At 58.1% G+C, this 18,572-nt stretch carries 20 protein-coding genes; 17 read left to right on the top strand and 3 right to left on the bottom strand.

The annotated features are described in order from the left end of the window. Positions 1-136: 136 nt before the first annotated feature. The 16 genes from AADJ11_RS14575 (at position 137) to AADJ11_RS14500 (ending at position 14,103) form a co-directional block, all read left to right on the top strand. Positions 137-568, top strand: a complete 432-nt coding sequence (locus AADJ11_RS14575; protein WP_341235245.1) for a hypothetical protein — start codon at positions 137-139, stop codon at positions 566-568. Next, complete coding sequence (locus AADJ11_RS14570; protein ID WP_341235244.1) at positions 568-1,239, top strand: MotA/TolQ/ExbB proton channel family protein; 672 nt, start codon at positions 568-570, stop codon at positions 1,237-1,239. Before AADJ11_RS14575 ends, AADJ11_RS14570 begins: the two co-directional genes overlap by 1 nt. Further along, positions 1,232-1,609, top strand: coding sequence for a biopolymer transporter ExbD (locus AADJ11_RS14565; RefSeq protein WP_341235243.1), 378 nt, complete (start codon positions 1,232-1,234; stop codon positions 1,607-1,609). Before AADJ11_RS14570 ends, AADJ11_RS14565 begins: the two co-directional genes overlap by 8 nt. Positions 1,610-1,612: 3 nt before the next feature. Next, positions 1,613-2,002: a biopolymer transporter ExbD gene (locus tag AADJ11_RS14560; RefSeq protein WP_341235242.1), complete on the top strand. Its 390-nt coding sequence runs from the start codon at positions 1,613-1,615 to the stop codon at positions 2,000-2,002. After that, positions 1,999-2,889, top strand: a complete 891-nt coding sequence (locus AADJ11_RS14555) for a TonB family protein (protein WP_341235241.1) — start codon at positions 1,999-2,001, stop codon at positions 2,887-2,889. Before AADJ11_RS14560 ends, AADJ11_RS14555 begins: the two co-directional genes overlap by 4 nt. A 106-nt stretch (positions 2,890-2,995) precedes the next feature. Further along, a complete protein-coding gene (locus AADJ11_RS14550) occupies positions 2,996-4,045 on the top strand; it encodes a siderophore-interacting protein (RefSeq protein ID WP_341235240.1) in 1,050 nt (349 codons plus the stop codon). A 100-nt stretch (positions 4,046-4,145) separates the two neighbouring features. Then, a complete protein-coding gene (gene gmk, locus AADJ11_RS14545; protein ID WP_341235239.1) occupies positions 4,146-4,787 on the top strand; it encodes a guanylate kinase in 642 nt (213 codons plus the stop codon). Then, a complete protein-coding gene (locus tag AADJ11_RS14540) occupies positions 4,784-5,305 on the top strand; it encodes a gamma carbonic anhydrase family protein (RefSeq protein WP_341235238.1) in 522 nt (173 codons plus the stop codon). The genes gmk and AADJ11_RS14540 overlap by 4 nt, the downstream gene beginning before the upstream one ends. 3 nt (positions 5,306-5,308) lie before the next feature. Then, entirely contained in the window at positions 5,309-6,358 is a 1,050-nt protein-coding gene (locus AADJ11_RS14535) for an ATP-binding protein (RefSeq protein WP_341235237.1), read from the top strand. 144 nt (positions 6,359-6,502) lie between these two features. Then, positions 6,503-7,543: a substrate-binding domain-containing protein gene (locus AADJ11_RS14530; RefSeq protein WP_341235236.1), complete on the top strand. Its 1,041-nt coding sequence runs from the start codon at positions 6,503-6,505 to the stop codon at positions 7,541-7,543. A gap of 130 nt (positions 7,544-7,673) precedes the next feature. Beyond that, positions 7,674-9,152 (top strand): phosphate ABC transporter permease subunit PstC, encoded by a 1,479-nt coding sequence (gene pstC / locus AADJ11_RS14525; RefSeq protein WP_341235525.1) that lies wholly within the window; start codon positions 7,674-7,676, stop codon positions 9,150-9,152. Continuing rightward, positions 9,149-10,489 carry a phosphate ABC transporter permease PstA gene (gene pstA, locus AADJ11_RS14520; RefSeq protein ID WP_341235235.1) on the top strand — a complete coding sequence of 447 codons (1,341 nt, stop codon included), beginning with the start codon at positions 9,149-9,151 and terminating at the stop codon, positions 10,487-10,489. The genes pstC and pstA overlap by 4 nt, the downstream gene beginning before the upstream one ends. A gap of 17 nt (positions 10,490-10,506) precedes the next feature. Continuing rightward, a complete protein-coding gene (gene pstB / locus AADJ11_RS14515; protein WP_341235234.1) occupies positions 10,507-11,304 on the top strand; it encodes a phosphate ABC transporter ATP-binding protein PstB in 798 nt (265 codons plus the stop codon). 4 nt (positions 11,305-11,308) lie between these two features. Further along, positions 11,309-12,016 (top strand): phosphate signaling complex protein PhoU, encoded by a 708-nt coding sequence (gene phoU, locus AADJ11_RS14510; protein WP_341235233.1) that lies wholly within the window; start codon positions 11,309-11,311, stop codon positions 12,014-12,016. Positions 12,017-12,020: 4 nt separating this feature from the next. After that, positions 12,021-12,710, top strand: a complete 690-nt coding sequence (gene phoB, locus AADJ11_RS14505) for a phosphate regulon transcriptional regulator PhoB (protein WP_341235232.1) — start codon at positions 12,021-12,023, stop codon at positions 12,708-12,710. 220 nt (positions 12,711-12,930) lie between these two features. Continuing rightward, entirely contained in the window at positions 12,931-14,103 is a 1,173-nt protein-coding gene (locus tag AADJ11_RS14500) for a hypothetical protein (protein WP_341235231.1), read from the top strand. Between the two features lie 104 nt (positions 14,104-14,207). Here the strand turns inward: AADJ11_RS14500 and AADJ11_RS14495 are convergent, their stop codons facing one another. After that, entirely contained in the window at positions 14,208-14,891 is a 684-nt protein-coding gene (locus tag AADJ11_RS14495) for a helix-turn-helix domain-containing protein (RefSeq protein WP_341235230.1), read from the bottom strand. A gap of 167 nt (positions 14,892-15,058) precedes the next feature. Here AADJ11_RS14495 and AADJ11_RS14490 point away from each other — a divergent pair, with 167 nt between their 5' ends. Next, positions 15,059-15,817 (top strand): response regulator, encoded by a 759-nt coding sequence (locus tag AADJ11_RS14490; protein WP_341235229.1) that lies wholly within the window; start codon positions 15,059-15,061, stop codon positions 15,815-15,817. Here the strand turns inward: AADJ11_RS14490 and AADJ11_RS14485 are convergent. Further along, positions 15,787-17,325, bottom strand: a complete 1,539-nt coding sequence (locus AADJ11_RS14485) for an ATP-binding protein (protein ID WP_341235228.1) — start codon at positions 17,323-17,325, stop codon at positions 15,787-15,789. The two genes, AADJ11_RS14490 and AADJ11_RS14485, sit on opposite strands and share 31 nt — an antisense overlap. 80 nt (positions 17,326-17,405) lie before the next feature. Beyond that, positions 17,406-18,530, bottom strand: a complete 1,125-nt coding sequence (locus AADJ11_RS14480) for a site-2 protease family protein (RefSeq protein ID WP_341235227.1) — start codon at positions 18,528-18,530, stop codon at positions 17,406-17,408. Between the last annotated feature and the right edge of the window lie 42 nt (positions 18,531-18,572).

Here is an 18,572-nt window from a genome sequence, read left to right as displayed (position 1 = left end):
CGCGGCACCGTTTGTTTGGTAGCAAGCGAGGAATCACGCGGTTTGGTGGAACCACCTATTTCCTAAAACCGACGACCAGCCAAAGGCGCGCGCCGTCTTAGCCAGCACAATAACTATCATCCGGTCAGGAGTTTCCATGCCCCGTTTCCGTTTCGCCTTTTTGGCGGCACCGCTTGTATTGTCGGCGCAGATCGCATGCGCCCAAGACGCGGACATAACAGGCCATATCGCGGTTGAGCTGAACGCAGCCGAGACCAGCGCCGACGCCTGCACGCTGTCGTTCATGATCACCAACGGCCTGCAAACGCCGATCGAGAAAGTCGTTTACGAAGTCGCGCTGTTTGACAAGGCCGGTCAGGTCAGCCGTTTGACGCTATTCGATTTTGGCACATTGCCGCCCGCACGCCCACGTGTGCGCCAATTCGCTGTGCCGCAAACCAGCTGCGATAATCTGGGCCGGGTCCTGTTTAACGGGGCCAACACTTGCGAAGGCGACGGCGTGCCAGCTGGCGTGTGTGAGACCGGCCTGCTGCCATCCTCGCGGACAGACATCGAGGTGTTGGGCTGATGGACATCCTGAACTCACTTCTCGATTCATTTTCGCAGGTCGCCGAAACCGGTGGCCCGGTTGTGGTCGTTCTGATGGCTGTGGCGGTGCTAACGCTTGCGGTATCTATCTATAAAGTATGGCAATTCTGGCGTTCTGCCGTGGGGCGGCACACCGCGTTGTCCCAAGCGGTTGCTGCGTGGGATCAGGGCGATCGCGCTGCCGCACGCGCGGCCTTGGGCCGGTCCAAAAGCTATCTGGTGCCTGTGGTCGATCTGGCGATGTCGTCGCCCCAAGGTGGGGCCGAACGCTTGCAGGCCGAGGCCGAGGCGCAGTTTGCCAAGCTGGAAACCGGTTTCCGTCTGCTGGATTCTGTGGCGCAGCTGGCCCCGCTCTTGGGTCTGTTCGGTACGGTTCTGGGGATGATCGAGGCGTTCCAAGCCTTGCAGGCCGCCGGATCGCAGGTTGACCCGTCAATTCTGGCCGGTGGTATCTGGGTGGCACTTTTGACCACCGCCGTTGGGCTGGTTGTCGCCATGCCCACCGCCGTGATCCTCAGCTGGCTTGAACAGCGGATGGAGGCCGAGCGCGTCATCGCTGACAAGGCTATTCTAACGGTTCTGCACCCCACCGCCGGGCAACCCCCGCTTCAGGCAGGTGCATATGAAGGGGCAGTTGCCGCCCATGGCTAGGCCACGCACCCGCAGACGCAGGTTGTCGATGACGTCGCTGATCGACGTTATTTTCTTGCTGCTTTTGTTCTTTATGCTCACCTCTACCTTCTCCAAATTCTCCGAGGTCGAACTGGCGGCGGCGGGGCCGGGAACGGCTGCCCCCAGTGATGCCAAGCCGTTGTTCTTGCAGCTTGGTACCGAAACCTTGCGGCTGAACGGCGATGATCTGGGGCTTGATGCATTGGCGTCTTCTGCTTTGGGAGAGGCCAAGGAAGGCACCGTTTTGCTGGTCTCGCTTGGGGCGGATGTGGATGCGCAACGGCTGACGGATTTGCTGGTGGCGCTGCGCGGTTTGCCTGCCTTGCAGGTTTCGGTTCTGGGGGGCTGACAGATGCGCAAATTTGCAAAGGCCAAACCCCAACGCGAACCGACCATCGCATTGATCAACATCGTTTTTCTGATGTTGGTGTTCTTTATGGTCGCGGGCACCTTGGCGCAGCCGCTTGATCCGTCGCTCACACTGGTCGAGACGCGCGAACTAGAAGGCCAAGCCCCGCCAAATGCGCTGGTGGTTTATCCCGACGGGCGCATTGCATTCGAAGGGATTGATCAGGCCGATGCGGCGACGTTCGTGGCCAGCCTGTCCGAGGAAGACCGTGAAACCGTGCGGCTGGTACCCGATCGCGCGTTGCCCGCAGCAGCATTGGTCAACCTGACACGAGAGCTGCGCACCGCTGGCGCACAGCGCGTCATGCTTGTCACGGAAAGGGCTTTGAAATGATATTTCGGTCCCCAATCGCCAAAGCTGTGTCGCTGGTTCTCGCCACCGGTATCGTTGCGGGCGCGGCAAAGCTAAGCCTGCCCAGTTCGCAGATTGAAATGGCTGGCGGCGGTATTCAGGCCGAGGCTAGAATGGGCTCAAAGTTCGAGGACATGGCCGTTGGCACTTTGACGGCCAAGACCCCGGACAGAGCGGAAGAGCCGCCCGTCGAGCCTGAACCCGTTGAGCCCGTAAAAGCACAAGCGGTGCAGCCCGAACCCGTTGTTGAGCCTGTCCCAACGCCGATGCCCGAACTGACGCAGCAGATGACGCCGACCCCAACCATGATGGCGGCGTTGACCCCATTGCCGGCTGCCCCCACCGCGCCGGTCACGGCAGAGGCCCCTAAGCCTGAGACGATTACTGCCGAACCGCCCGAGACTCAGGCACCGCTGCAATCCCAACGGCCCAAGGAAAAAACACCAGAGGTCGTCAAGAAAAAGCCCAAAAAGAAACCCGTCAAAAAAGTCGAGACGCGCGGCAACGCCAAACGTAACAACACCAAAGGCGCGGATGCGGGGCAAAACAAGGACGCCAAGGCGACCACCACTGGCCAGACACAAAAGGCCGCCTCTCAGGCGGGCAATGCTGCGGTCAGCAACTATCCCGGCCAAGTGATGCGCCGGATCTCGCGGGTGGGTAAACCGCGGGTGAAATCCAAAGGTGAGGCCGTGATTGCCTTTACGATCTCGGCGAGCGGCGGTTTGGGCGGTGTTTCTGTTGCCCGCAGTTCGGGGTCGGCTGCGCTGGATCAGGCGGCGCTGACGCTGATCCGCAAAGCCGCGCCATTCCCCAAACCGCCAGCGGGCGCGAGGCGTCAATACACGATCAAGATCAAGGGGCGCTAGGGCCACGGGCCAGCACACATTTTGGTGCAAAGCCGCTGACCCCTAACGCCGCCCTTACACTATCTAAATCCAGCCCTTTATTTTCGCAGCACCCCATAGGCCCGTTATGCAAAAAGCCACCGCAGAAACCACCATTTCTCTTGCCACGCCACAGGCATTGCTGGGACAGTTCGTGGCGCATATGCGCGATGATCACGGTATGGCCTTTAACGTGGCCGATGATGGTGCCCATAGCTTTGAAAACGACGGCTACCGGATCGAGCTGCACGCGCAGGATCGTGGCCTGCGTATCCGGCTAGAGGCCCCGGATGAGAACGCGATGAGCTTTAGCAAAGAGGGGATTGTTCACCACGTTGAGGAATTTGATACCGCTGCTGCTGCAAGCATCCGCTGGAATAACGAACAGGCAGCTATCGGCACGCCGCCCGAGAATTTTCGCGTGCTTACCGTGCGCAAAAGCGAGCAGGTGTTTGACGGGATGCAGCGGGTGACGCTGCATTACCCTGATATCGAAACGCTCCAGACCCGTGGAATTCATCTGCGCATGATCCTGCCCCGTGATCCGTCGCGCGTACCGGTCTGGCCGGTGATGGGGGAAAACGGCGCGCCGGTTTGGCCCGTGGGCGCAGACGAATTGCACGCCCGCTATGTCACCTTGAAAAACATCCGCGCTGATCTGGAAGAGGTCGATATCGATATTGTGCGCCATGGCACCGGCATCGTGTCGCAATGGGCGCAAAACGCGAGCCAAGGGCAATTGGTCGGGGCGATGGGCCCCGCAGGTATGAAAAACCTGCCCGAGGCGAAATCCTATTTCCTTGCGGCGGATGGCACCGGACTGCCAGCGGTTGCGCAATTGCTGTCACGGCTGCCGCAGGATGCTGTGGGTGATGTGGTCGTGGCGCTGCCACCCTCTGTCGATCCTCGCAGCTATCTGCCGGAAAGCGGGCTGACCGTTCACACCCTGTCACCGGACGCGTTCGAGGGAAAGGTCGTGGAAATGGCTGAACGCCTGACGGTCAAGGACGAAACCGGATACGCATTTTTCGCGGGTGAGTTTGGCAATGCCCAATCACTGCGCGCGCATTTCAAAAAGGGTCTGGGCCTGGATAAAACCACGCAGATCAGTGCCACCTATTGGCGTCGGGATCGGTGATTAAAACCGGGCTATAACACGCTGGAATCTGCCCCATGCTTGTTGACAGCAGCCAGTTCATGCTTTCTTTGTCCGTCCAACTAAGATTGTGGAGACAGACATGAGCGATCGTCGCGGCCTTTTGATTATCCTCAGCTCACCTTCGGGGGCCGGTAAATCCACCCTTGCGCGTAAGCTGCGCGATTGGGACCCGTCGCTGCAATTTTCCGTGTCGGCCACCACCCGCACCCCCCGCGTGGGCGAGGTCGACGGAAAAGACTATTTCTTTACCGACGAAGACAAGTTTCGCCATATGGTGAAATCCGGCGAGATGCTGGAACATGCGCGGGTCTTTGGCAATTACTACGGATCGCCCAAAGAGCCGGTGCAAGCCTCCATCGACGAAGGCCGCGACGTGTTGTTCGATGTCGATTGGCAAGGCGCGCAACAGATCAGCACCTCGGCGCTCAAGCAGCATGTTCTGTCGATCTTTATCCTCCCGCCGACCATCCGCGAACTGCGCCGCAGGCTGGAAACACGCGGTCAGGACACCGCCGAAACCATTGCCTTGCGCATGGAAAAAAGCTGGGACGAGATCAGCCATTGGGATGGCTACCACTATGTTTTGATCAACGACAATCTGGCCGAGACCGAAGCCAAGCTGAAGGCGATCATCGTGGCAGAGCGGTTGCGGCTTTCCCAGCAGCCCAAGCTGGTGGATCATGTCCGCACCCTGCAAGCCGAATTTGAGGAAACAGAATGACCCTATATGCCTTGGCCGATACGGCCCCGACCGTTGATGCAGATGCGTGGGTGGCACCGGATGCCAATGTAATTGGCAATGTCGCGCTTATGGCCGGATCGTCGGTCTGGTTCGGCTGCACCCTGCGCGGCGATAACGAACCGATCACTGTCGGCACAGGCAGCAATGTGCAGGAAAACTGCGTGTTTCACACCGATCCCGGTTGCCCGCTGACCATCGGCGAAAACTGTACCATCGGCCACAAGGTCATGCTGCATGGCTGTACCATCGGGGATAATTCACTGGTGGGCATGGGGGCGACAATCCTGAACGGGGCCAAGATCGGCAAAAATTGCCTGATCGGGGCAGGGGCGTTGATTACGGAAAACAAGGTGATCCCCGACGGATCACTGGTGATGGGCGCGCCGGGCAAAGTCGTCCGCGAGCTAGACGAGGCGGCAATCGCGCGGCTTACCGCAAGCGCCAAGCACTACCAAGAAAACGCGCGCCGGTTCCGTCGCGACCTTAAACCTGTCTAGCGGATGGTGATCCGGCCGCTTTTACCCGATCTGCTGGCGGCATTGCCTTTGCCGACGCTTGCAGTTGATCGCGCGGAACGGATCGTTGCCATGAACACCGCGGCGCAGACCCTTGTGGGGGCCGCCGCATTGGACCGCCATTATATCAATGTGCTGCGCCAGCCCACGGTGGTGGACGCGGTTGAGCAATGCCAGCGCGACGGCAAACCCCGCGAGGCGCATTACCTGTCCAGTGACGGGGGCAATGACACCCGGTTTCAGGTCTATGTCAGCAAGGTAAAGGGCTCTGATTATGTGTTGCTTAGCTTTCAGGACATTACCCAACTGACCAAGGCCAGCCAGATGCGCCGCGATTTTGTGGCCAATGTCAGCCACGAGTTGCGCACGCCGCTGACCGCCTTGATGGGGTTCATCGAAACCCTGCGCGGCCCGGCCCGCGATGATGCCCCCGCCCGCGACCGGTTTTTGGGCATTATGACCCAAGAGGCCGAGCGTATGAACCGTCTGGTGGGCGATCTGCTGTCGCTCAGCCGCGTGGAATCCGAAGAACGGCTGCGCCCGACGCAAAAGGTTGATCTGCGTTATGTGGTGCAGTCGACCTTGCGCAACCTAAACCCCCTCGCGGTCGAAGCCGATGTAACCTTGCTGCCGCATATGGCCGATGTTGATCTGCCGATGATTGGCGATTCAGATCAGTTGTTGCAGGTGTTTACCAACCTTATTGAAAACGCGATCAAATACGGCGGCAAAGGCAAAACTGTCGAGATTGACGTTGAAACCACCTTGCGTGACCCCGCCTTGCGCGGCCCTGCGGTTCGGGTCACGGTCATTGACCACGGCCCCGGCATTGATCCGCTACATATCCCCCGCCTGACCGAAAGGTTCTACCGCGCCGACAGCCACCGCAGCCGTGCGCTTGGCGGGACGGGGCTGGGTCTGGCGATTGTAAAACATATATTAAGCCGCCACCGCGGGCGGTTGAAAATCGACAGCGAACTTGGAAAAGGCAGCCGTTTTACGGTGATTTTGCCCTTGGATACCGCCCAAGACTAAGGGCAGGCGAAAAAAAACATGACAGTTTCTTGCGTTGTCATAAAACTGTAACACTACTGTCACAAAAGCCAAATGTAGAAACCCTAGTGCTGCGATAAGACCACCATGGGGGTGGTCAAAAATTCAAAGCTGACAGGAGACATCATGTCGCTCGTTAAAATCACTACGTCCGCCCTGGCCATTTCCGCTGTTTGTGCAACTGCTGCTGTTGCCCGCGATCAGGTTCAGGTTGCTGGTTCCTCCACCGTGCTGCCATACGCATCGATCGTTGCCGAAGCCTTTGGTGAAAACTTTGACTTCCCAACACCTGTTGTTGAATCCGGCGGGTCCTCTGCGGGTCTCAAGCGGTTTTGTGAAGGCGTTGGCGAGAACACAATCGACGTTGCAAACGCATCGCGCCAGATCAAAGACAAAGAGATCAAAGCCTGCGCCGAAAACGGTGTGACAGACATTATCGAAGTGCGCATCGGCTATGACGGCATCGTGTTTGCATCCGACATCAACGGCAACACATTCGAATTCACCCCCGAAGACTGGTACAAAGCGCTGAGCGAAACCATCGTCGTTGATGGCGAAATCGTTCCAAACCCCAACAAAAACTGGAACGAAGTCAACGCGAGCTTCCCTGACCAGCCGATCCAAGCCTATATCCCCGGCACCAAGCACGGCACACGCGAAGTGTTTGAGGACAAGGTGATCCTGGCCGGTTGTGAAGCCACGGGCGACTTTGACGTGTTCAAAGCAGCCAACGGCGACGACAAGAAAGCCGCCGAGAAAGCCTGTATCGCGATCCGCACAGATGGCAAATCGGTCGATATCGATGGCGACTACACCGAAACCTTGGCCCGTATCGAAAGCAACAAAGACGGCATCGGCGTGTTCGGTTTGGCGTTCTATGAGAACAACACAGACAAGCTGAGCGTTGCCACAATGAGCGGTGTCGTTCCGTCGGTTGAGAGCATCTCGACCGGTGAATACCCTGTATCCCGCCCGCTGTTCTTTTACGTCAAAAAGGCCCACATCGGCGTGATCCCCGGCTTGAAAGAATATGCTGAGTTCTTCGTGGCGGACGAAATCGCGGGCCCCGATGGTCCTTTGGCTGAATACGGTCTGGTCTCCGACCCCGAACTGGCAACAGTTCAAAGCACCGTTGCAGACGAAACTGTAATGGGCGGCGGCTCCTAAGCTCTTAAAGATCACCCGGAGAGGCGTTGCTGCCTCTCCGGGTTTTCTGCTACTGACTGCTGAAATTTGAAAACGACCGCCCATTTCACAAGGGCACGACTGGGGGCCATCCGTGAGCAATCTTCTTAATATGGCACCGACCACGCTGCTTGTTCTTGTGATCCTGTTACTGGCGGTATTTGCCTTTGTTTCCGCGCGCAGCCGCGCGATGTCATCGGCAGGGGGCGATGCCCGCAAGCTGCACTCCTTGCCCAACTACTATGGTTATAACGCCGCAATGCTGACGGCGATCCCGGCGTTGTTTGTGCTGGCGATCTGGCTTTTGATCCAACCGATGCTGGTGCAGACCGCGGTGATCGACCTTATCCCGCCAAGCGCTATTTCCGAAGGATCCTCCGTTAATCTGGTGATGAGCGACGTGCGCCGTGTGGCCGACGGGCTGGACGGGGCCGTGCAGACCGGCGCACTTACCGCCGATGCAGCTAAGAACCTGACCGCTGCCGACGATGTACGCGCGGTGCTGGCCGATACAGGGGTCGCCTTGGGGTCCGACGTGGGGCCGGAGGTTCTGGCCGCCGCGCAGCGCTATCGCGGTATGCAATCGACCGGACAATGGCTGATGATTGCGGCTGTGATAGTAATCGCCGTGGCGGGCCTGCTGATCGCGCTGTGGGCGACAACAACAACATTCCGCGCGCGCAATATGGTCGAACGCTTTGTCCTCAGCCTACTGATCCTTGCGGCGTCCTTGGCGATCCTCACGACGGTGGGCATCGTGTTCTCGATGCTGTTTGAATCGATCAACTTCTTTAAACTGCACCCGTGGCAGGATTTCTTCCTCGGCTCGAAATGGGCACCGAATTTCCGCGGTGACAGCGATCTGTCGATCCTGCCGCTGCTATGGGGCACGCTCTATATCTCGATCATTGCGCTGTTGGTGGCTGTGCCCATCGGGTTGTTCGCGGCGATCTATCTGTCGGAATACGCCAACAGCAACGTACGCGCCTTCGCCAAACCGCTGCTTGAGATCCTCGCCGGTATTCCAACCATTGTTTACGGTCTTTTCGCGCTGCTGACGGTGGGGCCGTTTCTGGTCAAACTGTTTGGCCGTGGCGAGGATGGCTACCTGGGGCTGGATTGGATGAGCGGCGCCACATCGGTGCTGACTGCCGGTTTGGTGATGGGCATCATGCTGATCCCGTTCGTATCCTCCCTCAGCGACGATATCATTAACGCCGTCCCTCAATCGCTGCGCGACGGGTCATTCGGGCTGGGTGCGACCCATTCCGAAACCATCCGTCAGGTCGTGCTGCCAGCGGCGCTGCCGGGCATTGTGGGCGCGATCTTGTTGGCGGCCAGCCGCGCGATTGGCGAAACCATGATCGTGGTGTTGGGGGCAGGGGCCATTGCCCGCGTATCGCCAAACCCGCTCGAGGCGATGACGACCATTACCACCCGCATTGTCAGCCAGTTGACCGGCGATACCGACTTTGCCAGCCCTGAAACCCTTGTTGCCTTTGCCCTTGGCCTGACACTGTTCGTGCTGACGCTGGGGCTGAATGTGCTGGCGCTTTATATCGTGCGCAAATACCGGGAGCAGTACGAATGACCGACATGTCAAATTCGACCACGCCGCCAAATTCACTGCTGCGCCAGGATGCGCGTACCACCAAACGCAACCGCGCCGAAACCCGGTTCAAGGCTTACGGCATCGCGGCGATTACGGTGGGCCTGCTGATGCTGGTGATCTTGCTGGTCACGATCATTGGCCGTGGCGCGGGCGCGTTTCAACAGACCTTCCTGACGCTGGATGTCCAATTGCTTGAGGCAAAGCTGGACAAAAAGGGCAACCGCGATCTGGCCGATATCAAAAAGGTATCAACCTTTGGATACGCCCCGCTGATGGCCGCCGCACTTGAGAAGAAGGTCGCAGACAGCGGTGTGACCACCGATCTGAAGCCCAAAGCAATGGCCGCTATCCTATCCAAAGACGCCGCCGCGCAATTGCGTAACTTTGTGCTGGCGAACACGGATCTGATCGGCACGTCGGTTGAGTTTAGGTTCCTGACCAACAGCCGTGTGGATGGTTATCTCAAAGGCCGCGTAACCCGCGCCAGCATCGCCAACGACAAAAACATCAGCGCTGAACAGCTTGATCTGGTCGATGCGCTGATTGCCGATGGATCGCTCGAAAAGCGCTTTAACCTTGCGTTCATCACAGGTGCGGACGCGTCCGATGCCCGACCAGAAGCCGCCGGTATGGGCGTGTCGATGATCGGATCGCTTTTCATGATGCTGGTGGTGCTGGCGCTGGCGCTGCCCATTGGGGTCGCCGCGTCGATCTACCTTGAGGAATTCGCCCCCAAGAACTGGATCACCGACGTGATCGAGGTCAACATCTCGAACCTAGCCGCTGTGCCGTCTATCGTGTTCGGTATCTTGGGTCTGGCCGTCTTCATCAACTACATGCATTTGCCAAACTCGGCCCCGCTGGTGGGTGGTTTGGTGCTGACGCTGATGACCTTGCCAACGATTATCATCTCGACCCGAGCCTCGCTCAAATCTGTGCCGCCCAGCATCCGTGATGCGGCGTTGGGGGTTGGGGCGTCCAAGATGCAGTCGGTGTTCCACCACGTGCTGCCCTTGGCCGCGCCGGGTATTCTGACGGGCACAATCATCGGTCTGGCACAGGCCTTGGGTGAAACCGCGCCGTTGCTGTTGATCGGTATGGTCGGCTTTATCGCGTCAAACCCGCCTGACGGGATCGCGTCGGGGTTGATGGACCCGAACTCGGCCATGCCTGCGCAGATCTACGAATGGGCCAAACGCGCCGACCCGGCATTCTATGAACGGGCTTGGGGTGGTATCATTATCCTGCTGGTGTTCCTGATCACCATGAATGCCATCGCTGTCATGCTGCGGCGCAGGTTCGAGCGGCGCTGGTAAGAATGGACGGTAAGGCAATGAAAGATCATATTATTTCGGAGATGGACGTGACCACAGATAAGATCAAAATCTCGGCCCGTAACGTGCAGGTCTATTACGGTGACAACCACGCGATCAAGGATGTCTCGGTCGAAATCCAAGACAAAACCGTCACCGCCTTTATCGGGCCGTCGGGCTGTGGCAAATCAACTTTCTTGCGTTGTATCAATAGGATGAACGACACAATTGATATCTGCCGCGTCGAAGGGGACATCCTGATTGACGGCGAAGACATCTATGACAGCAGCGTTGATCCTGTACAGTTGCGCGCCAAGGTCGGGATGGTGTTTCAAAAGCCGAACCCGTTCCCGAAATCGATTTATGACAACGTTGCCTATGGCCCGCGCATCCACGGGTTGTCCCGCAACAAAAGCGAGCTGGACGATATTGTTGAGCGTGCGCTGAAACGTGCCGCGATCTGGAACGAGGTCAAGGACCGCCTGAATGCCCCCGGCACAGGCCTGTCGGGGGGCCAGCAGCAACGTTTGTGTATTGCCCGCGCCATTGCGACCGAACCCGAAGTGCTGCTGATGGACGAACCCTGTTCCGCGCTTGATCCGATCGCCACCGCGCAGGTCGAAGAGCTGATCGACGAGTTGCGTCAGGATTATTCGGTCGTGATCGTCACACACTCCATGCAGCAGGCCGCGCGGGTCAGCCAGAAAACCGCGTTTTTCCACTTGGGCAACTTGGTTGAATACGGCGAAACAGACAAGATTTTCACGTCGCCCGAGGACCCTCGGACGGAAAGCTATATCACAGGCCGGATTGGATAATATCATGTCAGATCAACATATTGCATCAGCTTTTGACCGTGATCTGGAAAGCGTTCAGGCGCAGATCATGAAAATGGGTGGGATGGTCGAAGACGCCATTCGCCTTGCCGCGCAATCCCTTGAGGCCCGCGATGAAGAACTGGCCGCACAGGTGCGTGACGGCGACAAGGCGATTGATGCGCTGGAAGAACTGATTAACGAACGCGCTGCTCGCGTCATCGCATTGCGTGCGCCAACGGCAATTGATTTGCGTCTGATCCTAAGTGTGATCAAGATCAGCGCCAGCCTGGAACGCATTGGCGACTATGCGAAAAATATGGCCAAGCGGAACACCGTACTGGCCCAGCTGCCCGAGGTTAGCGACAGCACGGGCGCGATCCGGCGGATGTGCAAAACCGTCGAGGCGATGCTCAAGGACGCATTGGACAGCTATGTGCAGCGCGACGCCGAGCTGGCAATGGACGTCATCGCCCGCGACAAAGACGTAGACCAAATGTACAACGCGCTGTTCCGCGAATTCCTGACCTTTATGATGGAAGACCCGCGCAACATTACATCCTGTATGCACCTGCATTTCATTGCAAAAAACGTGGAACGCATGGGTGATCTGGTGACGTCGATTGCCGAACAGGTCGTGTATCTGGTCACCGGCACGCAACCGGACGAGGACAGGCCCAAGGCCGACGATACCTCGACCAAGCTAAAGGGGTAAACGCATGTCTGTGGCGCATCCTCAGATATTGTTGGTTGAAGACGAACCGGCACAGCGTGAAATTCTGGCCTATAACCTGACATCCGAAGGGTTCGAGGTGCGGCGTGCCGAAAACGGCGAAGAAGCGATGCTGCTGGTCGCCGAAGCCTTGCCCGATCTGGTGATCCTGGACTGGATGATGCCGCTGCTGAGCGGGATCGAAGTGTGCCGCCAGTTGAAAACCCGCGAGGACACGCGCCATATCCCCGTGATCATGCTGTCCGCCCGGTCCGAGGAGGTCGACACCGTGCGCGGCCTTGAAACCGGCGCAGATGACTATGTGGTCAAGCCGTATTCCATGCGTGAATTGATGGCCCGTGTCCGCACCCAACTGCGCCGCGTGCGCCCGGCAAGCGGGGGCACGTCGCTTAGCTTTGATGACATTACTCTTGATCCCGAAACCCACCGTGTGAACCGCGCCAAGCAGGCGTTGAAGCTGGGGCCGACGGAATACCGGTTGCTGGTGACATTGCTGGAACGTCCGGGCCGTGTGTTCAGCCGCGATCAGTTGCTCGATCACGTTTGGGGCCGCGACATCTATGTCGACACCCGCACCGTTGACGTCCACATCGCACGTCTGCGCAAAGCGTTGACCCAGCATGGTGGCGAAGATCCGATCCGTACGGTCCGCGGTGCAGGTTATGCATTAGGTTAGTGGCTTATAGCGTTGATTTTAAACTAAAATAACTGATATCGAGAGCCATGTTGAAAGTTGATGTGTAGCATCATCTTTGCGCTTCAAGTGATTGAAATATAACAATATATCTGTTTTCTTCGGCGCGGGCCAAACCACAGCCCCTCCGACTTGATCCCGATCAACTCCGATGCCCACCATCACACGTACCCTGCGGATATATACGTATTAGAGGAGATTGATGATGATCGGACTCATTAGAATTTTGACGGCCTGCGCCGCGATGGTGATGGCGAGCCAAACAATGGCAGAGACCACAGATCGCACGTTTGGCGGTGATATATTCCGGGCAGGCGAAAGCACGACACCGTTCCAGGCGGGGCGCGACGTGTTCGCAACGGGCGCAACCGTCACCTTGCAGGGCGAGATTGCCGAGGACGCACATGCCGTCGGGTTTGACGTGGACGCGGATGCCGCAACGGGTGGCGATCTGTATCTCATGGGCTTTTCCGTCAGCCTACGGGGCAGTGTCGCGGGCGATTTAACCGCATCGGGTTTCAGCGTCAGGACCGCCCCCGACGCCGAGGTTGCTGGCAATGCGCGTTTGACCGGGGCGAAGGTCACGATAGAAGGGCCAGTCGGCGGCGCGGTTATGGCTGTCGGCGGTACGGTAACGCTGGATGCGCAGGTCGATGGCGACGTTTTCCTGACGGGAGAGACCTTGGTGTTCGGCAAGGATGCCCGCATCGGCGGCGCGCTGACCTATTCCGCACCGACCCGCATGGACATTCCCGAAAGCGTGGTATCGGCCGACCGCATTAAATTCGAACCCTATCACCGCAGCGATGTGATGAAAGACGCGCAAGAGATGTGGTCTGATTGGGAATACCCGGTTCTGCCGACCTTTATGTCGGTGCTTGGGGCGTTTCTGGTCACCGTGGGCTTCTTTGTGGTGATCGGTGCGCTGTTTCTGGCGCTTGTGCCCAACCGCGTACGGCATCTGCGCCGCAAGATCGAAGCACGACCGGGCAAGGCGCTGCTGTTTGGCGCCATGGGGCTGTCTATCTTGTTCGGGCTGGTCCCGATCAGCGCCTTGACGGTGATTGGTCTGCCGCTCGTGCCGATTGTGCTGCTTGGTTTGGTGGCGATCTGGACGCTGGGTTACATTTTGGGGGCTTATGCGTTGACGATGCGCGTCTTGCACAGCTTTGGATCAGACGAGAACCCGAAAATCTGGGTGCGGCTGGTGGCGCTTGTGATCGGCGTTACGGTGGCGTCACTGTTGAACTTCATTCCCGTGCTGGGGTGGATGGCCAACTTTGCACTCGTGTTGCTGGGGATCGGCGGCATGTCGATGGCGCTATTCGACCGGATGAACAGCGATGCCGGCCCGGTTCTGGATACGCCGCAGTGATAGGGGGCTGGCGCTGATTGCCGCCCGCAAAAAGCGAATGACCGCTGACTAAGCTGTCAGCGGTCATTACGGATAGGATCGGGAAATATGGGGGCAGGAGGGTCTTAGTCGTCGGTTTGTGACGCATCCAGCAGCGCTTCCATATCCAGGACCAGCACGGTTTGAGGTGTCTCAAGCGAGATGATCCCATCCTTGCGCAGAATGCTGAACGTGCGGCTGACCGTTTCAACGGTGAGGCCTAGGAAATCGGCGATGTCAGCGCGGCTCATGGGTAGGGAAAACGTGGTGAAGTTGCCACGTGGTGATCCGGTCCGGTTGGAAATCGCCAAAAGGAAAGACGCGACTTTCTCGGATGCGGATTTACGGGCAAGCATCATGAAATGGTCTTGCATGGCGCTGATTTCGCGCAGCGCCGCGTGCAAAAGACGTTGATGTGTCTCGGGGTCGCCTGCGCCGGTTTCCAAGGTCGACCGGCGGTGTGCCACGATCTCGGCTGTGGCGACCACGTCGCAATCTGTGTGATGCGCATCGCCGTTGGGAAAACCGATGATATCGCCGGGCAAGCCAAAGGCGATAACCTGCCGGCGGCCGTTCTCAAGCACCCGTGTCAGGCGCAAAACCCCTGTTTTTACTTCGTAGACGTGGTTGGCTGTGTCGCCCTCGTGAAACAGGTGCGTGCCGGTTGCATAGCTTCTTTGCTGCTGCTGTGGTGCTGGTGCCTGAAATACTAGGCTAGGTGCCAATGTCTGATTTGCCGCAGTAGATTCGCTTGAAAGTGTTACGTACATGTTGCATTCCCCAATTTGCTTAGGGGTACTTTCTCAAGTATTGGTCGCAGCAAGACGCGCATCACTGTATCAAATTGTAACTGATTGTATCCTGACGCGGCTTCCACTTATGCGGGTGGAAATTTATGACGCTGTCAGTATGATCGTCGTAGGAGATGATTGGAGCCATGGCGCAGCAAAGAATCCTTGTCGTCGATGACGATGCCAAAATTCGTACGCTCCTTCGGCGCTGTCTGGAGGGGGACGGATATATTGTGGACGAGGCGATGACATCGCAAGACGTTCGCGATGCCTTTGCAACCGACATGCCCGATCTGGTGACCCTTGATCTGAACCTCGGCGACGAAGACGGCCTGAACGTCGCCCGGGAAATACGCCGCGATCACGAAGTTCCGATTATTATGGTGACAGGAAAGGACGACGTGATTGATCGCGTTGTCGGGTTGGAGCTGGGCGCCGATGACTATCTGACCAAACCGTTTCACGTGCGCGAAGTGTTGGCGCGGGTGCATTCGGTTTTACGCCGCGCTGAACGGCACGCGCCTGTGGCGGTTGAACCTGCCCCTAAAACAACGTCAAACGACGGGTTGCTTGATCTGGACGGTTTGAAAATCGGGCTGGACCAGATGCTATTGATCGACCGGACGGGGCAGCATTGCGAGCTGACGACCGCCGATTTCAAACTGTTGGCGGCCTTTTTGGACAATCCGCAAAAACCGCTGTCACGTGACAGGCTGATGGATTTGATCGGCGGGCATGACTGGGCACCGTTGGATCGGACCATCGACAATCAGGTGGCCCGCCTGCGCAAAAAGATCGAACGCGACGTGTCGCGGCCGGTGCTGATTAAAACAGTGCGCGGGATCGGCTATATGCTGACAGCGCGCGCGGTTGATCAGGGTTGCGTGTCTTCAAACACCGCCTGAAGCGCTTGGGCCAGTTCGGCCTGACGGTAGGGTTTGCGCAGGATCGCGGTTTCGGCACCGATGTCTTCCGCGCGCAGCACGCCCTCGAAAAAACCTGATGTCATCAACACCCGCAGATCCGGCTTTTCCGCAGCGATCCGCTGGGCAAGGTCATGGCCGGTCATTTTCCCGGGCATGACCAAATCGGTGAACACCAGATCGATATCGTCGCGCTCTTGCAAGATGGCCCATGCCGCATCGGCGGTTTCGGCCGTGACACACCGGAAGCCAAAGGCCAGCAGGCGGGCCTTGGACAGACGCATCACCCGAACATCGTCCTCGACCAAGAGGATCAGCCGGTCCGCACCGATACCTTCATAGGCTTGGTCGTTGTCTTTATTGGCGACCTCTTTGGTATCGGCATCCATTGAGGCGGGGAAATACAGGCTGATTGTGGTGCCTTGGCCCAGCTCGCTGTAAATCGTGACGTGACCTGCGGATTGTTTGACGAAACCATAGACCATCGACAGCCCAAGACCGGTGCCTTCGCCGGTTGGTTTCGTGGTAAAGAACGGCTCCATCGCGCGGTTGCGGGTTTCGGGCGACATGCCTTCGCCGGTGTCGCTGACAGACAGGCGAACATAGCTGCCGGTTTCGATGCCGATCTCCTGCGCGATATAGGAATCGTCCAGCACGACATTCCGGGTCTCGAAAAACACCTTGCCGCCCTCGGGCATCGCATCCTGCGCATTCAAGGCCATGTTCAGAACGGCGGTTTGCAGCTGTGTCGCATCGGCGCGGGTGTGCCATAAATCGCTGGCCAGCGCGGCCTCGACACTCACATGTGCCCCGATTGTCCGCCTGAGCATGGAAACTGCTTTGGACACTTCATCGTTCATCGCGATGGTCTCAAGCTTGAGACTGGTGGTGCGGGCAAAGACCATCAGCCGTGATGTCAGGTCTGCGCCCAGCTCTGCCGCCTCAAGGGCGTCGGTGATCATGGCGCGGCTTTTCTCGCGGGTTTCGTCCATCTCTAGCAGCTCGAGGTTGCCGATCACAACGGCCAGCAAGTTATTGAAATCATGTGCAATACCGCCGGTCATTTGCCCGATTGCGTCCATGCGTTGGGATCGTGCGGCGGCTTCCTCGGCGGCGCGTCTGCGCGATTGGTCATGCAGAATACCGACAAAGGCAACTTCGCCCGCGATATCCGCGCGCCCGACTGACAGATGCAGCGGAAAGGTGGTGCCGTCCGCGCGTATCCCTTCGACATCGCGGCCCAGCCCGATGATCCGTTTTTCGCCCGTCTCAAGGTGGTGACGCAGGAAACCGTCATGTCGCACGGCCATGTCCTGCGGCATCAGGACCTTCACATTCTGACCAGTCAGGTCTTCGACCGTATGACCGAACAGGTTCGCAGCGGCCTTGTTCAGGCGCAAAATTTTGCCCGATTGATCCGAGATCAGAATGGCGTCAACTGCCGCATCAAGTAGTGCAAGCAGGACAGCGCCGTCGTCCTCAATTTCCATCTGTTCACTTCCGCGTCAAAAACATGGGCCGATTATATCCGAAAATACCGGACCAGTTTTTCACACATATGCGGGGTGCGCTACCTAATATCCCGCGAAACGTTCAACAGGGCCATCATATTTGAAAGCGTGATCACCCCGACAAGCCCATGCGCCCCCACAACCAGAAATTTGCGCCGTCCGGTTTTCTGGATCAGCTTGATCAAATCCAAGGCCATCATATCATAGGGCACCGTGTTTTCTTGCGATGTCGGCTCTACCACGTCTTCGACGATGGTGGTGGTCCAGTGTTCGCGATCGATCTTGTGGACAATCTGCGTATCGACGTACCCCAACAGCGTGCCGCTTTCGACAACCGGGGCAAAGCTGATCGAATGCTTGAGGAAAACCCGGTTTACCAGTTCCGAAAGGGACAGGCTGGGGTCAGCGGTCCATGGGTCTTGGGTCATCAGGCTGGCCACTGTGCGGCCGTCCAAGGCGATGTTGGTTTCAACCTGGGTGAGCGTCGCACGTGACGTTGCAAGCAAGAACAGCGCGATCAGGACGGGCCAGAGCCCCGAGACCGCCGAGCCCGAAAACACAGCATAAAGGCCAAGCGCCATAAGCCCGTAGGCAAAAAAGGTCGAGATCGTGACCGCCGTGCGGGTCGAGGCCAGCAAATCGCCAGACCGCGCCCAAAGCCACGCGCGCAAGACGCGACCGCCGTCCATGGGAAAGGCGGGCAACAGATTAAACAGCGCAAGGACCAAGTTTATGATGGCCAGATAGGACAGGACCGATTGCACCGTATCCGGTAGCCCGACGAAAAATGCCAACAGCTCGGTAAACCAAAAGGCCAGTGCAATGGCGACGCTGGCCGCGGGACCGGCGATGGCGATCCAGAATTCCGTATTGCCACTTAGGGGCTCTGTCTGCATCTCTGCAACGCCGCCGAAGAGAAACAAGGTGATCCCCGACACCCGAACGCCGAACCGCCGGGCAACGACGGCATGGGCCAATTCATGCAGCAGTAACGAGCCAAACAGCCCCAGCATCGCGATGACCGAGATGGTCAATACCGTCGGTTGGTCGACGTCGGGCAATTGGCTGGGGAAATAACTCGTTGAAAGGCTCCAGACCATCAACGCGGCGATCAGCACCCAACTGGCGTCGATCTTGATATCAAACCCGCGCAGTTGCGCGATCTTTATGGCGTTACCCCACATAAATTTTCCCGTCGGACTTTTGGTTTCGGTCACGCATGAACC

It is taken from the genome of uncultured Sulfitobacter sp. (genome assembly GCF_964021855.1).
In the GTDB taxonomy this organism is placed as follows: Bacteria; Pseudomonadota; Alphaproteobacteria; order Rhodobacterales; family Rhodobacteraceae; genus Sulfitobacter.
Note: the sequence above shows the minus strand (reverse complement) of the source record. Positions and strands in the feature narration are given on the sequence as shown.